At 67.8% G+C, this 14,158-nt stretch carries 15 protein-coding genes and 2 tRNA genes; 2 read left to right on the forward strand and 15 right to left on the reverse strand.

The genetic code is table 11. From position 1 onward, the window contains the following. Nucleotides 1–68: 68 nt before the first annotated feature. The 4 genes from ABIC35_RS06875 to ABIC35_RS06890 all read right to left on the reverse strand — a co-directional run bounded on the left by ABIC35_RS06875 (nucleotide 69) and on the right by ABIC35_RS06890 (nucleotide 3,269). Nucleotides 69–145: transfer RNA gene (locus ABIC35_RS06875), tRNA-Met, on the reverse strand. A gap of 41 nt (nucleotides 146–186) precedes the next feature. Then, nucleotides 187–699, reverse strand: coding sequence for a 2'-5' RNA ligase family protein (locus ABIC35_RS06880; protein ID WP_121077810.1), 513 nt, complete (start codon nucleotides 697–699; stop codon nucleotides 187–189). Then, nucleotides 696–2,618: a potassium transporter Kup gene (locus ABIC35_RS06885; RefSeq protein ID WP_183049408.1), complete on the reverse strand. Its 1,923-nt coding sequence runs from the start codon at nucleotides 2,616–2,618 to the stop codon at nucleotides 696–698. Before ABIC35_RS06885 ends, ABIC35_RS06880 begins: the two co-directional genes overlap by 4 nt. Nucleotides 2,619–2,798: 180 nt before the next feature. After that, nucleotides 2,799–3,269, reverse strand: a complete 471-nt coding sequence (locus tag ABIC35_RS06890; protein ID WP_121077814.1) for an Lrp/AsnC family transcriptional regulator — start codon at nucleotides 3,267–3,269, stop codon at nucleotides 2,799–2,801. A 134-nt stretch (nucleotides 3,270–3,403) separates the two neighbouring features. On the opposite strand from ABIC35_RS06890, the gene ald reads away from it, so the two are divergent. After that, on the forward strand, nucleotides 3,404–4,510 hold the full coding sequence (ald, locus tag ABIC35_RS06895; RefSeq protein ID WP_121077816.1) for an alanine dehydrogenase: 1,107 nt from the start codon (nucleotides 3,404–3,406) through the stop codon (nucleotides 4,508–4,510). A 43-nt stretch (nucleotides 4,511–4,553) separates the two neighbouring features. On the opposite strand, the gene ABIC35_RS06900 is transcribed toward ald, so the two are convergent. The 8 genes from ABIC35_RS06900 to ccmC form a co-directional block, all read right to left on the reverse strand. Further along, complete coding sequence (locus tag ABIC35_RS06900; RefSeq protein WP_354278361.1) at nucleotides 4,554–5,999, reverse strand: radical SAM protein; 1,446 nt, start codon at nucleotides 5,997–5,999, stop codon at nucleotides 4,554–4,556. Between the two features lie 69 nt (nucleotides 6,000–6,068). Next, the gene (locus ABIC35_RS06905; protein WP_354278362.1) at nucleotides 6,069–6,710 is read right to left on the reverse strand and encodes a tetratricopeptide repeat protein; all 642 of its coding nucleotides are present in this window, start codon (nucleotides 6,708–6,710) and stop codon (nucleotides 6,069–6,071) included. After that, nucleotides 6,707–7,114 carry a cytochrome c-type biogenesis protein gene (locus ABIC35_RS06910; protein ID WP_121077821.1) on the reverse strand — a complete coding sequence of 136 codons (408 nt, stop codon included), beginning with the start codon at nucleotides 7,112–7,114 and terminating at the stop codon, nucleotides 6,707–6,709. The genes ABIC35_RS06905 and ABIC35_RS06910 overlap by 4 nt, the downstream gene beginning before the upstream one ends. After that, a complete protein-coding gene (locus ABIC35_RS06915; protein WP_121077823.1) occupies nucleotides 7,111–7,638 on the reverse strand; it encodes a redoxin family protein in 528 nt (175 codons plus the stop codon). The genes ABIC35_RS06910 and ABIC35_RS06915 overlap by 4 nt, the downstream gene beginning before the upstream one ends. Further along, on the reverse strand, nucleotides 7,635–9,563 hold the full coding sequence (locus tag ABIC35_RS06920) for a heme lyase CcmF/NrfE family subunit (RefSeq protein WP_121077825.1): 1,929 nt from the start codon (nucleotides 9,561–9,563) through the stop codon (nucleotides 7,635–7,637). The genes ABIC35_RS06915 and ABIC35_RS06920 overlap by 4 nt, the downstream gene beginning before the upstream one ends. After that, complete coding sequence (gene ccmE, locus ABIC35_RS06925; protein ID WP_121077827.1) at nucleotides 9,560–9,994, reverse strand: cytochrome c maturation protein CcmE; 435 nt, start codon at nucleotides 9,992–9,994, stop codon at nucleotides 9,560–9,562. Before ccmE ends, ABIC35_RS06920 begins: the two co-directional genes overlap by 4 nt. Further along, nucleotides 9,991–10,122 (reverse strand): hypothetical protein, encoded by a 132-nt coding sequence (locus ABIC35_RS06930; protein WP_354278363.1) that lies wholly within the window; start codon nucleotides 10,120–10,122, stop codon nucleotides 9,991–9,993. The genes ccmE and ABIC35_RS06930 overlap by 4 nt, the downstream gene beginning before the upstream one ends. Continuing rightward, a complete protein-coding gene (gene ccmC / locus ABIC35_RS06935) occupies nucleotides 10,119–10,838 on the reverse strand; it encodes a heme ABC transporter permease CcmC (RefSeq protein ID WP_183049499.1) in 720 nt (239 codons plus the stop codon). The genes ABIC35_RS06930 and ccmC overlap by 4 nt, the downstream gene beginning before the upstream one ends. 304 nt (nucleotides 10,839–11,142) lie before the next feature. Here ccmC and ABIC35_RS06940 point away from each other — a divergent pair, with 304 nt between their 5' ends. After that, nucleotides 11,143–11,715, forward strand: a complete 573-nt coding sequence (locus ABIC35_RS06940; protein ID WP_121077831.1) for a TMEM165/GDT1 family protein — start codon at nucleotides 11,143–11,145, stop codon at nucleotides 11,713–11,715. 39 nt (nucleotides 11,716–11,754) lie between these two features. Here ABIC35_RS06940 and ABIC35_RS06945 read toward each other — a convergent pair whose 3' ends face one another. The 3 genes from ABIC35_RS06945 to ABIC35_RS06955 all read right to left on the reverse strand — a co-directional run bounded on the left by ABIC35_RS06945 (nucleotide 11,755) and on the right by ABIC35_RS06955 (nucleotide 14,137). Then, nucleotides 11,755–12,804, reverse strand: a complete 1,050-nt coding sequence (locus ABIC35_RS06945; protein WP_121077833.1) for a Glu/Leu/Phe/Val family dehydrogenase — start codon at nucleotides 12,802–12,804, stop codon at nucleotides 11,755–11,757. Between the two features lie 32 nt (nucleotides 12,805–12,836). Beyond that, a tRNA-His gene (locus ABIC35_RS06950) sits at nucleotides 12,837–12,913 on the reverse strand. A 48-nt stretch (nucleotides 12,914–12,961) separates the two neighbouring features. Then, nucleotides 12,962–14,137, reverse strand: a complete 1,176-nt coding sequence (locus ABIC35_RS06955; RefSeq protein WP_121077835.1) for a GspE/PulE family protein — start codon at nucleotides 14,135–14,137, stop codon at nucleotides 12,962–12,964. Nucleotides 14,138–14,158 lie beyond the last annotated feature (21 nt).

Below are 14,158 nucleotides of genomic sequence, written 5' to 3' on the forward strand. Positions count from 1 at the left end.
GCTCACGGCGTCCGCCGAATCGAAACAACCTACTGCGCAGATTGCTCGACAAATCAGAGGCTTGGGGATGGTAGCGGAGGAGGGACTTGAACCCCCGACACGCGGATTATGATTCCGCTGCTCTAACCAACTGAGCTACTCCGCCCCGAAGCGAGAGCGGCCATCTATGTCGGTGGACACGATCCGTCAAGCGAACATGTGACGTGAATGCAATTCCCATGGACCGCCGCGATACCACCAGCTCGCAAGCCCCGATATTTCCACGGTTTTCGGGGCGAAATCGGCTTCCAGCGCACGCAGCAGCGCCTTGGCAAGCACCGGTCGGACCTTGTTCTGCACGGTCACGTGCGGCCGCCAGCGGCCCGCATCCTGCGGAGTGAGCAGCCCGGCAAAGGCGTGGAGCAGCCCGGCCCGAATCGCGTCCAGCTCGGGCACCTCGATTCGATAGGCCACCCCCTGCCCCAGCGACATCAGCCCGCTCACCCGCGCCCGCGGCGCGCGCACTCCGCGGGTCTCCTGGGCGAGGCGATGCTTGAGCTCCTCGGCCACCGAGGGCGGCAGATGGTGGAACAGCGTGAGATGCGCGTCGAGCTGGTTCCGCTCGGGCGGGAAATGCGCGCGGCGGAGCGAATCGAACCAGGCCTGGTCCTGCCTGCCGAACAGCGCCGTCACGATCAGCGGGGCGGGCGCCGCGCTCAAATCTCCACCTGGCTGCCCAGCTCGACCACGCGATTTGTCGGTAGGCGGAAGAACTCCATCGCGCTTTCGGCGTTGCGCAGCATCCAGGCGAACAGCTTCTCGCGCCAGATCATCATCCCCGGCCGCGAGGAGGGCAGCAGGGTCTGGCGGGCGAGGAAGAAGCTGGTCTCCATCATTTTGAACTCGGCACCGCAGGCATCGACCGACTTGAGTGCCGCCGGCACGTCCGCCTCCTGCATGAAGCCGTAATAGAGGATCATACGGTGGAAGCCCTTGCCGAGATCCTCCACGACCAGGCGCTTCTCCTCCGGCACATAAGGCACGTCGCTGATCTTGACGGTCAGCAGGATCACCCGGTCGTGCAGCACCTTGTTGTGCTTGAGGTTGTGGAGCAGCGCGTGCGGCACGCCGTCCGGCGTCGAGGTCATGAACACCGCGGTGCCGCGCACGCGGGTGGCGGCGTTGGCAGCCGATTCGATGAAGATCTGGATCGGCATCGCGCTCTCGCGAAGGCGCGCGATCATCAGCTTGCGGCCCTTCGCCCAGGTGGTGAGCAGGGTGAAGACGATGAAGCCCACCATCAGCGGGAACCAGCCGCCATCGGGCACCTTGGTGAGATTGGCCGCGAAATAGGCGAGATCGACGGTGAAGAAGATCGCCAGCAGCGGGATCGCGTAGCGCTTCTTCCAGTGCCACAGGTTGAACAGCACCACGGCGAGCAGGCAATTGTCGATCAGCATCGCGCCGGTGACGGCGATGCCGTACGCCGCGGTGAGGTTCGACGAGGTCTGGAAGCTGAGCACCAGCAGGATCACCATGATCATCAGCGCCCAGTTGATGATCGGGATGTAGATCTGCCCGGCGGTCGCCGCGCTGGTATGGTCGATGCGCAGACGCGGCACGAAGCCGAGCTGAATCGCCTGCTGGGTCACCGAAAAGGCGCCAGAGATCACGGCCTGCGACGCGATGATCGCGGCGGCGGTGGCGACGAACACCAACGGCAGCCGCAGCGCCTCGGGTGCGAGCAGGTAGAAGGGGCTGCGCAGCGCCTCCGCATCGCGGATCAGCAGCGCGCCCTGCCCCATGTAATTCATCATCAGCGCCGGCAGCACGAACCACAGCCAGGAGACACGGATCGGATTGCGGCCGAAATGGCCCATATCGGCGTAGAGCGCCTCGGCGCCGGTGACCGCCAGCACCACCGAGCCGAGCGCCAGGAAAGCACGCAGCGGGTCCAGCATGAAGAAGTGCACGGCATGGTGCGGCGACAGCGCCTGCAGCACATGCGGCGTCTGGACCATGCTGATCACGCCCAACGTCGCGATGACGAGGAAGTAGAAGATCATCACCGGCCCGAAAAAGGCGCCGACGCGCGCCGTGCCGGTCCGCTGGATCGAGAACAGCATGACGAGGATGACGACCGCGATCGGCACCACCAGCCGGTGGAAGCCCGGCGCGGCAACCGCGAGCCCCTCCACCGCGGACAGCACGGAGACCGCCGGGGTGATCATCGAATCGCCGTAGAACAGCGCGGTGGCGAACACGCCGAGCAGCACGATCCCCTGGGTCCAGCGGCGCTGGCCGCCCCGACCCGAGATCAGCGCGAGCAGCGCCAGGCTGCCGCCCTCGCCCTTGTTGTCTGCCCGCATGATGATCGTGACGTATTTCAGCGTCACCACCACCATCATCGACCAGAACATCAGGCTGATCGCGCCCAGCACATGGGGCGTGTCCAGCGGCAGTTCGTGATGCTCGTTCGCGAAGGTCTCGCGAAACGCATAGAGCGGGCTCGTGCCGATATCGCCGAACACGATGCCGATAGCACCGAGCGCGAGCTTCCAGGTCGGGTCCTGGCCGTGCTGGCCATGACCGACATGCGGGTCCGAATCGGGGAGGAGCGCGGCAGCGTCTCCGTTCACAGCGGTGTTCACCGGTGCGACAGACGCTGAGAGTAGCGAACCGACCTGGCCATAGAGACCTGTGTTCTCATCATCATCAGGATGCGGGCCGTTAGCATGTGCAACATGCCCTATCAACAAGCGTGTCCAGGGCGGCTAGACGCACCAGCGCCCCGCCCGTTCCAACAGGCCCCAAGATAGTCATCGCGCCGCGCCGAACAAGGCGTCGCCTTCGCCCCGGGTGGGCACCTCGCGCAGGACGAAACTGCTGTTGATCGTCACCACCCCCGGCAGGCGCCCGAGATGCTCGCGGTGCAGCCGCTCGTAATCGTCGAGGTCGCGACAGAGGATCTTGAGCCGATAATCCTGCCCGCCCGAGACCAGCGCACATTCCACTACCCCGTCGATCCGACCGACAGCCGCCTCGAACTGGGCGAGATCCTCCTCCACCTGCGTACCGAGCGTGATGTCGACCAGCGCGGTGACGCGGAAGCCGAGCGTGCGGTGTCCGAGCCGCGCGCCATAGCCCCGGATCAGGCCGTTCACCTCCAGCGCCTGGATGCGCCGCGTGCAGGCGGATTGCGAGAGGCCCACCGCCGCGGCGATCTGGCTCACGGGCGCGCGCGCGTCCGCGGCGAGCAGCTTGAGGATTGCTGTGTCGATTCGATCCATCCCGCATGGAATGCGCGCGAGAGCGTAACAAACGCAAGATCCATGCGTTCAACCTTCGTCGGCGCAACTCGCTTTGCAGGGATTCGCACCGCCAACTGCGATACAGTGCCGCATCCGAACTTAGGAGAGTTCCCATGCGCATCGGCGTTCCGAAGGAAATCAAGAATCACGAATATCGCGTCGGCCTGACCCCCGCCTCGGTGGCGGAGCTGGTCCATGCCGGCCACAGCGTGCTGGTCGAGACCAAGGCCGGCATGGGCATCGATTTCGACGATGCCGCCTATACCGCGGTCGGTGCGCAGATCGCGCCCGACGCCAAGACCGTGTTTGCCCAGTCGGACATGATCGTGAAGGTGAAGGAGCCGCAGGCGCAGGAAATCGCGCTGCTCGAGCCGCGCCACCTGCTGTTCACCTATCTCCACCTCGCCGCCGACAAGCCGCAGGCCGAGGGCCTGATGAAGTCCGGCGCGACCTGCATCGCCTATGAGACGGTCACCTCGAACTCGGGCGCCCTCCCCCTGCTCAAGCCGATGAGCGAAGTCGCCGGCCGCATGTCGGTCCAGGTCGCCTCGCACTATCTCGAGAAGGAACAGGGCGGCCGCGGCGAGCTACTGGGAGGCGTGCCGGGCGTGGCACCGTGCAAGGTCGCGATCCTTGGTGGCGGCGTCTCGGGCATCAACGCCGCGCAGATGGCGACCGGCCAGCGCGCCGACGTGACGATCTACGACATCAACAACGAGCGCCTGGCCGAGTTGGACATGCATTTCGGCAGCCAGATCAAGACCGCCTATGCCAGCAAGGCCGCGATCGCCGAGGCAGTCCGCACCTCGCAGGTGGTGATCGGCGCGGTGCTGGTGCCGGGTGCGGCGGCGCCGAAGCTCGTCACCCGCGACATGCTCAAGACGATGATGCGCGGCTCGGTGCTGGTCGACATCGCGATCGACCAGGGCGGCTGCTTCGAGACCAGCCGCGCGACCACGCATGACGATCCCGTGTTCGAGATCGACGGCGTGATCCATTACTGCGTCGCCAACATGCCCGGCGCGGTCGCCCGCACCTCGGCCTTCGCGCTCAACAACGCGACTTTGCCCTTCGTGCTCAAGCTGGCCAACCAGGGTGCCGAAGCGGCAATGCAGGCCGACCGCCACCTCGCCAACGGCCTCAACGTCTCGGGCGGCAAGATCCGCCACCAGGCGGTGGCCGACGCGCTCGACCTGCCGTTCGAAGCCTGGGCGGGCTGAACCCCCGCCCCTCTCGACCGAGCACCAGCCCGGGCGAGAGGGCTCAGGCGGCTGCTGCCTGCTGCGGCAGATAATCGACCAGATTGCCCAGAATCGCGCGACGCGAGCGCAACCGCGGATCCGCCATCGCCGCCAGGAACGCGCGATATTGCGGATGGGTGGGCGTGAACACCGCCTTCTGTGCATATTCTTCCGGCGAGAAAGTGCCCCAGTTGGTCATCTTGCCGAAATAGAGGCCTGTCACGCCAAGGCTTTCGGCGAGATCGACCGCGGCGCCCATCTCGTGGAAATTGTCCACCTGCACGGTGAAGCTGAGATACAGCGAATCCACCAGGCCCTGCGCCAACAGGTCGGCGGAGAAGCGCAAATTTTCCTCCATCACCTCCCAGCGCGCGCCGCGGCGGAGAAGTTCGTGGGTTTGCTTGGAGGCGCCGTCGATGCTGATCTGCAGCGACTGGACACGGCCGTGCAGCGCCGGGAACTTCTCCCACTCGCGCGGGGTGAACAGCATCGCGTTGGTCATGATGCGGAAGCGCAGATCGGGATAGTCCTCCGGGGTCAGCCGCTCCATCAGCTGGCGGAAATTCTTGCTGGCGAACGGATCGCCTGATCCGGTGATGAACACCGATTTGGCATCCCGCAGCATCGGCAGGATCGCGCGCTCCTGCATCGCGCTGTAGCGCTCGCGCGTGGCGGCATCTGCGGCCTGCTTGCTCGTGCGGCAGCTCGGGCAGGAGAGGTTGCAGGTGACGTCATAGGCGAGGTTCACGTCCTGCGGCCCCTGCTGCATCTCGGTTTCGCGCTCGGCGATCAGTGCGGCAAGGCTCGGCCAACGTACCATAGCCTCCTGCCTCGTCGGCAGCGTGCCAGCCTGGATCTCCGGACAGGCCGTCTTGTTGCAATGACGATAGCTGCCGTCATGGATGCTGGCGCGCACCGCTTGCGCCGCCTGCGAGTTCCACACACTCTCCCAATCCGACTGGCTCAAGTCGCCCGCCGAGGTCGGCAGCCAGTTCGCGCAGCATTGGTGCGTGCTATTGTCCAGCACATGGAGTTCGACGAAGGGCTTCACGCAGAATCGCTCCTCCAGCCGGTATTTGGGATTGGCGGGATCTGCCAGGCCCTGGACGTGAAACAGGGCGCCCTGGAGCAGCAGCGAATTGCTCTGCATCGTCGCAGCGCGCGCGAGGCGAGCAACCGCAGCAGGCAGTTGCCCCTCATGCGCTTCGCACATTGCGACGAGGATCTCGAGCGCGATCGCCAAGAAGAGGTCGATCTTGGGGTTGCTGCGCATCGCCGCGGCATGCGTGTCGCGGATCACGGAGGAGAAATGCGGCAGCGCCTGCAGGAACTGGGGGAATGCTGCCCAGATCTCCGGCCGATCGTCGATCTGGATCAGGTCCTGCAACATGGTGTGCAGCATGTCCTGCGCCTGCGCGCGCGCGGCTTCCTCGGCCTTCGCGGCAGCGTTGTGCGCGGTCTTTTTCATGGCAGTCATCCGTCCCTGGAAGGCGCCGATGCGACGGCGCTCCTTCCAGTATAGAGGGCTGACGCCGCTTTAGGGCTTGGCCGCCTGCGCTGCAGCCGCGAGCGCGGGATCAAGCTTCAGCATCGCGCCCACCATATCGTCGCGGTAGCTTGCACCCGGCGGCACGAGGCGGAGTGCCCGCCCCCAGGCCTGGCGGGCGGCTTCCAGATCACCGGCCCGGGCCAGCGCGATGCCGTGGTAGAAGGGTGGCCCGGGATGGTTCGGCGCCAGCGTCTCGGCCCTGTCGAAGGCGTAGCGCGCCGCCGGGGAGAGCTGGTCGCCATCATGCTCGGCAAGCGCGAGGCCGAGCCCGGACCAGAGCCCCAGATCGTTCGGTGCCTTGCGTACTGCGCCCAGCATGACGGTCGCGGCGAGCTGCGGCGCACCGGCGCGGGTCATCGCATCGGCGGCCATGAAGTAGCTGTAGTCGAAGTTGAACCGCCCGAAGAGGCCCTCGCGCGCGGCAATGAGGTTGGGATCGAGCGGCCGCACGCTGGCGACACCTTCCACCGGATGATCGGGCAGGCTCGGCTGCCCCTGCCATGCATAGCCCGCCGCCGCGAGCATTACCGCCATCGCGGGCACGGTCCAAAAGCGCCACGGAAAGCGAATGAGTAGCAATAGCGCACCTGCAAGCAGCGCAAAGCCGCCGAAGACCAGCCAGCCCATCATGCAGCCTTCCTCTTGAACAACCGCCGGGCGATCAGCAGCCCGAGGGCGAGCAACGCCAGCGGGGCGATCCACAGCGGCGCGGTGATCCAGCTCAGCGGCGGGTCGTAGGTGACATAGTCGCCATAGCGCTCCATCAGCCATTTGCGGACCTGGGCGGGCCGCTCGCCCGCGGCGATCCGCTGGCGGACCAGCGCGCGCATCTCGCCCGCCATGTCGGCATCGCTGTCGGCGATGCTCTGGCCCTGGCAGACGAGGCAGCGCAACGTCTCCATCAGCGCCTTGGCCTGGGCTTCCTGGTCGGGGTCAGGCAGCTGGGTATAGGCGAGCGGCGATGCCGGCAGCGTCGAATCCGCCTGCGCCGCGCTGGCCAGAAGCAGCGCGACAGGCAGCAGCGCCCGCCTCATTTCGCCCTCTCCAGCGCGGCGAGCAGCTTGGGCACGTCTTCGGCGCGGATGTCGCCGATATGCTGGTCGACGATCACCCCGCGCGAGTCGATCACGAAGGTCTCCGGTACCCCCGAGGAGCCGAGCGACAGCTGCGCCCGCATCGCGGCATCGTCGCCGATTCGCGCATAAGGGTCGCCGTTGCGGGCGAGGAAGGCCTGCACCTCTGCCGCGGTGTCTCGCACCGCGATCGCGTCGATCTGCGCGCCCGCCTGCTTGAGCTTGAGCAGCTGCGGTGCCTCGGCGACGCAGGGGATGCACCAGCTGGCGAAGACGTTGAGCAGGCGCGGCTTGCCCTTGGGCCAGGCCGCGGTGTCGATGCCGGGCTTGCCCGCAACGATCGCAGGCAGTTGCAGCGTCGGCAGCGGCTTGCCGACCATGGCCGAGCGCACGATGCGGTCGCTCGGCTGGATCAGGCCGTTCACCACCAGCACGAAGACGAGGACGAACAGCGCGAGCGGCAGCCAGATCAGCAGCTTCTTCATGCCCATGCCTCCCGCTCGCGTGCCTCTCGGCGGGCGCGGAGCACCCGGCCGAGCAGCGACAGGATGCCGCCCAGTGCGATCAGCCCGCCGCCCGCCCAGATCAAAGTGACGAAGGGCTTCCACCACAAGCGGAGCTGCCAGCGCCCTTCCCCGTCCGCCGCGCCGAGCACGGTGTAGACCTGGCCATCCCACAGGGTGGCGATCGCCGCTTCGCTGGTGTTGGTGGGCGGATTGGCGAAGAAGCGCTGCTGGGGGAACAGGTCGAACGGCTCGCCGCTCCCGCGCTGCACCTGCAGCCGCGCTTCCATCGCCGACCAGTTGGGGCCGACGGTGGGCCGCACCTCGGCCAGGGTGACCTTGAACGGGCCGACGGCGAGGTTGTCGCCGATCGCCACCGCCGCCAGCCGCTCCTGCTTGAACAGCGTATCCGCCGCCATGCCGGCCAGGCTCACCGCCATGCCGAGATGCGCGACGACCATGCCGTATATCGGCAGCGGCGTACGGCGAAGGTTGCGCTTCCACAGCGGCGCGACGCTCGCGGCGGCCAGCCCGAAGGCGAGCGCCAGCACCAGCACCGCGATCGGCGAGGTGAAGCCCGACAGGGCGAAGAACAGCGCGAAGGTCACGCCCGCGACGGCAACGGGAATGGTGAGGCGCGAGAGCAGCGCCTGGGCGGAGTCCTTGCGCCAGCGCAGCAGCGGTCCGGCCGCCGTGCCTGCGACCAGAAACAACGCGATCGGCACCGCGGTCTTCTCGAAGAAGGGCGCGCCGATCGAGAGCTGCACGCCCATCGCCTGCGCGACCAGCGGATAGAGCGTGCCGATCAGCACGATCCCCAAGATCACGCTGAGCAGCAGGTTGTTGAGCACAAAGGCCGCCTCGCGGCTGACCAGCTGGAAGGTCGCGCCCTGCGTCACCGTGCCGACCCGCGCGCCGAACAGCGCCAGCGCGCCGCCGATATAGAGGCCCAGCAGCGCCAGCAGGAAGGTCCCGCGCGTCGGGTCTACCGCAAAGGCATGGACGCTGACCAGAATTCCCGAGCGGACCAGGAAGGTGCCGACCATCGACATCGAGAAGGCGACCACCGCCAGCATCAGCGTCCAGGCCCGCAGCCCGCCCCGCGTCGCCAGCACGTTGACCGAATGGAGCAGCGCGGTCGCCGCCAGCCACGGCATCAGCGAGGCATTTTCCACCGGATCCCAGAACCACCAGCCGCCCCAGCCGAGCTCGTAATAGGCCCAGTAGCTGCCCGCGGTGATGCCGATCGTCAGGAAGATCCAGGCGGCGAGCACCCAGGGCCGCATCGCCTTGGCGAAGGCCGGCCCCACGTCGCGCATCAGCAGCGCGGCGACCGCGAAGCTGAACGCGACCGAAAGCCCGACATAGCCGAGATAGAGCGTCGGCGGATGGAAGGCGAGCCCGGGGTCCTGCAGCAGCGGGTTGAGCCCCTGCCCGTCCGCCGGTGCCGGGTTGAGCCGGGCAAACGGGTTCGAGGCGAAGGCGAGGAAGGCGTAGAAGCCGATGGCGATCGCCGCCTGCGCCGCCAGCGTGGCGGACAGCGTCTCCGCCACCAGCCGCCGCTCGAACAGCGCGACGCCGGCGCCGGCGACCGCCAGCACGGTCACCCAGAGCAGCATCGAGCCCTCATGGTTTCCCCAGGCACCGGCGACCTTGTAGAGCATCGGCTTCTGCGAGTGGCTGTTCTCGGCCACCAGCAGCACCGACATGTCCGAGGTGACGAACAGCCAGATCAGGATCAGAAAGGCCAGAAGCGCGAACAGCGCCTGGACCAGCGCGATCTTGCGGACGCCCGGCAGCATCGCCGCCGGATCGCCCGCGCGTGCGGCAGCGGCGCCCAGCATCAGCTGCGCAATGGCGAAGGCAGTGGCGAGCCACAGCGCTGCGAGTCCTGCTTCGGCGATCATGGCTCCAGCGACTCGCTCTTGTGCATCTTCCCCGCCATCTGCGGCGGCATGTAACGCTCGTCATGCTTGGCGAGCAGATTGTCGGCGGCGAAGCTGCCGTCCGGCTGGAACTGGCCTTCGGCGACCACGCCCGATCCTTCGCGGAACAGGTCCGGGGTCACGCCGCGGAAACGCACCGGCACCACGTCCTTGCCGTCGGTGACCTTGAAGGCAATCGACACGCCGTCCTTGGCCCGAACCAGCGAGCCCTTCTCGACCATGCCGCCAAGCCGCACCGCCTTGCCGAGCGGCAGCGGCTTTCCGGCGACGTCGCCGGGGGCATAGAAGAAGGCGGCCTGATCCTTGAGCGCGGAGAGCGCGAGCAGCGCCGCGCCAATGATCGCCGCCACCGCCAGCAATGCGAGCGTCAGTCGTTGATGCTTTGCCTTCACGCGCGGCGCCCCAGTGCGTCGGCGGTCGCTTCCGCGCGGCGCATCGCCCACCAGCTCGCCGCGGCGATACCGCCGGTGCCGAGCGCCACCACCAGATAGGCGGCGGTCACGAACCACCAATGGTTCATTGCGCCGCCCTCCGCCGCAACCGGGCCTCGACCTTCTGCCGGGCGAGCAGCGCGCGCATCCGCATCAGCACGATCGCGCCGAACAGCAGGCTGAAGCCCGACAGCGTGAACCACAGCGGCCAGAGCATCGACGCGTCGATGCTGCTGCGGGTGAGCCCGATGCTCTCCCCCTGGTGCAGCGTGTTCCACCACACCACCGAATAGCGAATGATAGGCAATAGCACCGTTCCCGCGACGCCAAACAGCGCCGGAATGCGCCCGTCGCCGCTCCGCTCGGCATCGGCGCGGGCGAGCGCGATCCAGGCGATATAGACAAAGAAAAGCAGCAGCATGCTGGTCAGCCGGCCGTCCCATTCCCACCAGGTGCCCCAGGTCGGGCGCCCCCAGATCGAGCCGGTGATCAGGCAGAGCGCGGCAAACACCGCCCCCACCGGCGCGATGGCGCGGGCGGCGACGATCGCCAGCGGGTGCCGCCAGATCAGATAGCTCAGGCACGCCAGCGCCAGGCTGCTCCACCCACCCATGCCGAGCCAGGCGGTCGGCACATGGATATAGAGAATGCGGACGCTGTCCTTCTGCAGATAGTCGGCGGGCGTCTGGGTGAGGCCGGCCCAGGCGCCGAACAGCGTCAGCGCCAGCCCCACCCAGAACATGGCGGGCGTCAGCGGCCGGGCGATCTTGAGGAAGCGCGCCGGATTGGCGAGGGCGTGTAGCATCGGCACGGCGCTGGAGTAGCCGGGTTTCTCCCCGGATTCCAAGCAGCGATTGCATCTCCTCGCCCCTCCCTGCGCATAGGGTTGCAAAGCCGTGCAGCCTCCGCTACCCGAGCCGCGTCATCTGGGGAGTAGCCAGTCGGTGCCGCGCGCACCGGGCGCCCGCGTCAACATACTTGGTCGAGAGGCCATGGCGCAGGCGGAGCCGCAAGGTTCGGGCGAGACCAATGGCGTCGCATCTCCGCTCGTGCCGGGCGGGGAGATGCGATGTCGTTGGATTCGCATCCGCCCGGCCCCGGAGATTCTCTTGGAAGCCCTGCTCACCTCCACCGCGGTGGTCGCGCTCGCCGAAGTCGGTGATAAGACCCAGCTGCTGGCGATCCTGCTCGCGACCCGCTTCAAGCGGCCGGTGCCGATCATCTGCGGCATCTTCGTCGCGACAATCGCCAACCATTTTCTTGCCGCGCTGGTGGGTGCCGAAGTCGCCGGGCTGCTGGACAGCGTGTGGTTTCGCTACGCGATCGCCGCCTCGTTCGTCGCGATGGGCCTGTGGACGCTGATTCCGGACAAGCTGGACGAAGAGGAAAGCACGAAGCCCGCGCGGTTCGGCGCGTTCCTCACCACCGCCATCGCCTTCTTTCTGGTCGAGATGGGCGACAAGACCCAGGTCGCGACGGTCGCGCTCGGTGCCCGCTTCCACGCGGTGCTGCCAGTGACCGCGGGCACGACGCTGGGGATGATGCTCGCCAATGTGCCGGCGGTGTTCCTCGGCAAGGCGGTGATCGACCGGGTGCCGCTGACCACCGTGCACCGCATCGCGGCACTGCTGTTCGTCGCCATCGGCCTGTGGCTCGCGGCGCAGACGGCGGGGTGGCTCTGATAGCAAAAGGCCCTCCCCGTCATGGGGAGGGCCTTTGGATTACCGCCCGATGAGGCGCTGGGCGATGCGGTCGGCGACTTCGCTCGACGGATCGCCGGTCGCTTCGCTTTCGTCCCACACCTGGTTGAGGCGCACCGGGATCTTCTCGACCCGGGCATCGACCTCGGAGCGGTCGCCCTGACCCAGATATTCCAGCGCCACGTTGATGATGCCGCCCGCATTGATCACATAATCCGGCGCATAGACGATGCCGCGCGCGTGCAGGCGGTGGCCGTCCTCGCGCGTGGCGAGCTGGTTGTTCGCGCCCCCCGCGACGACGCGCACCTTCAGCGCCTCGATCGACTGCTCGGTAAGGATCGCACCCAGCGCGCAAGGGCTGAGGATGTCGGCTTCGTGGGTCAGGATCGCATCGGCGTCGATCGCCTCCGCGCCCAGCTCAGCGGCCAGCGCCTTGGCACGGTCGCCATGCACATCGGCCAGCGTCAGCTTGGCTCCGTCCGCGGCCAGCAGCCGGGCAAGCCCGCCGCCGACCGAGCCGACGCCCTGGATCGCGACGCGCACACCGGCCATCGAATCGACGCCGAGGCCGCGCTTCGCCGCCGCCTTGACGCCGAGATAGACGCCGCGCGCCGTCACCGGGCCCGGATCGCCGCCCGCGCTGCCCGCCGCCACCGGCAGCCCGGAGACATGCTTGGTCTGGGTCGCGACGACCTTCATGCGGGCCTCGGACATGCCGACGTCTTCCGCGGTCACATAGCGGCCATGGAGCGATTCGACCGCGCGGCCGAACGCCTCCAGCTGCGCCTGGGTGACTTCCGCACCCGGCTTGTCGGCGAGGATCACGCCCTTGCCGCCGCCCATCGGCAGATCGGCCATCGCGTTCTTGTAGCTCATCCCGCGCGAGAGGCGGAGCGCATCGGTGATCGCGGCGCGGTGATCGGCATAGTGCCAGAAGCGCACGCCCCCGGCGGCCGCACCCAGCGCGGTCGAGTGCACCGCGATGATCGCGCTAAGGCCGGAAGCCCGATCCGAGAAGAGGTGAACGCCCTCGTGGTCGTCGAAATCGGGAAAGCCCCAGTCGGTGATCATGGATGGATCCGCGCTGTTATGAAGGGGGGAAATGGGGCGACCAACGGGAATTGAACCCGCAACCTCTGGTACCACAAACCAGCGCTCTAACCGATTGAGCTATGGTCGCCGTGAAGGAGAGCGCGCTTAGCGGTCTCCGCAGCGGAGCGCAAGGTGATTACGCACCCTGCCCGCGGGAAATTTTCACCGCCTCCTCCGGCGTGGTCACCCCGGTGCGGGCGAGGTGCCGGGCGGCGGAGCCCAGATTGGGGGTGCTGATAAAGGCATGGCGCGCCAGAATCGCCGCGTCGCCGCCGTCATTGATCAGTCGGCGGATCGTCGCGTCGCCGCGAATCGATTCGAACACGCCGGTCTGTCCGGCGAACCCGGTGCCCCCGCACACCACACATCCGGCCGAGGCATAGACGATCGCGCCGGGATCGAAGCCGAGCAGCGCCGAGACCGAGCCGGTCGCCTGCACCGGCTCGCGGCATTCGGGACATAGCCGCCGCACCAGCCGCTGGGCGATCACCAGGCTTAGCGCCGAGGCGAGGTGGAAGGCCTCTACCCGCCAGGCGCGCAGTTGCTGGATCGCCGCCACGGAATCGACCGCATCGATGCCCGCCAGCACCAGCCGCCCCGCCTGCGCCGCCTGGACCGCCGCCGCTGCGGCCGCGCGATCGGCGAGCGAATCTATCATCAGCACGTCGACGTCCTGCTCGATCGCGGCACGCAGCGTCTCTGCCGGGGCGACGATCGCTCCGTCCGCCCAGGTCACCCCCCGCAGATCGGGCATCGTGCCAATCGCGATGGCAAGGGCCGGCCGGGTGCGCGACGCGGCGAGCCCGAGCAGCGTCTGCAACGTCGTGCTGCCGCCCTGCCCCGCCGGTGCCGCCACCAGCACGAGACCGGGCCGCGCCAGCACCGTGCGCGCATGGTTGGCCAGCGCGGCGCTCATCCCCAGCGCCTCGAGCTCGCGGTGCCCGGCCTGGCGGGGCGCACGCTGCACCACCACCCGCTGCCCGTGCACCACCGGCAGCACGAAGATGTCGAGCAGCTCGCCTTCCCACCGCATCTCGCCGCGCTGGGGCAGCACGCCTTCCGACGACAGCCGCGCGGCGGCGGCGATCTGGCGGATCAGCGCCTCACCTTCGGCCCGCGCCACGTCGCCGAACGGATGGAGCAGCCCCGAGACGCGGAAGGCGATTTCGAATCCCCGGGCACTGGGCTCGACATGAAGATGCGACGCCTCAAGCCGCGCCGCCTCGGCAAGCAGCGGCTCGAGTTGCGCAGCGGTGGCCCTTGCCCCACCTCCTGCTGCGGGATGCCGTTCGACGTCGATATGCACTGTCATCCCCCTGCTGGACGGCGCCCG

Source organism: Sphingomonas trueperi (genome assembly GCF_040545965.1).
GTDB classification, from domain to species: Bacteria; Pseudomonadota; Alphaproteobacteria; order Sphingomonadales; family Sphingomonadaceae; genus Sphingomonas; species Sphingomonas trueperi_C.

Coding starts and splice junctions, on each gene's coding strand:
- ABIC35_RS06920 (WP_121077825.1), bottom strand. CDS start 9,563: ATGATCGCCGAAGCAGGACTCGCAGCGCTGTGGCTCGCCACTGCCTTC.
- ABIC35_RS06915 (WP_121077823.1), bottom strand. CDS start 7,638: ATGAAGAAGCTGCTGATCTGGCTGCCGCTCGCGCTGTTCGTCCTCGTC.
- ABIC35_RS06930 (WP_354278363.1), bottom strand. CDS start 10,122: ATGAACCATTGGTGGTTCGTGACCGCCGCCTATCTGGTGGTGGCGCTC.
- ABIC35_RS06910 (WP_121077821.1), bottom strand. CDS start 7,114: ATGAGGCGGGCGCTGCTGCCTGTCGCGCTGCTTCTGGCCAGCGCGGCG.
- ald (WP_121077816.1), top strand. CDS start 3,404: ATGCGCATCGGCGTTCCGAAGGAAATCAAGAATCACGAATATCGCGTC.
- ABIC35_RS06905 (WP_354278362.1), bottom strand. CDS start 6,710: ATGATGGGCTGGCTGGTCTTCGGCGGCTTTGCGCTGCTTGCAGGTGCG.
- ABIC35_RS06955 (WP_121077835.1), bottom strand. CDS start 14,137: ATGACAGTGCATATCGACGTCGAACGGCATCCCGCAGCAGGAGGTGGG.
- ABIC35_RS06890 (WP_121077814.1), bottom strand. CDS start 3,269: ATGGATCGAATCGACACAGCAATCCTCAAGCTGCTCGCCGCGGACGCG.
- ccmC (WP_183049499.1), bottom strand. CDS start 10,838: ATGCTACACGCCCTCGCCAATCCGGCGCGCTTCCTCAAGATCGCCCGG.
- ABIC35_RS06900 (WP_354278361.1), bottom strand. CDS start 5,999: ATGAAAAAGACCGCGCACAACGCTGCCGCGAAGGCCGAGGAAGCCGCG.
- ABIC35_RS06945 (WP_121077833.1), bottom strand. CDS start 12,804: ATGATCACCGACTGGGGCTTTCCCGATTTCGACGACCACGAGGGCGTT.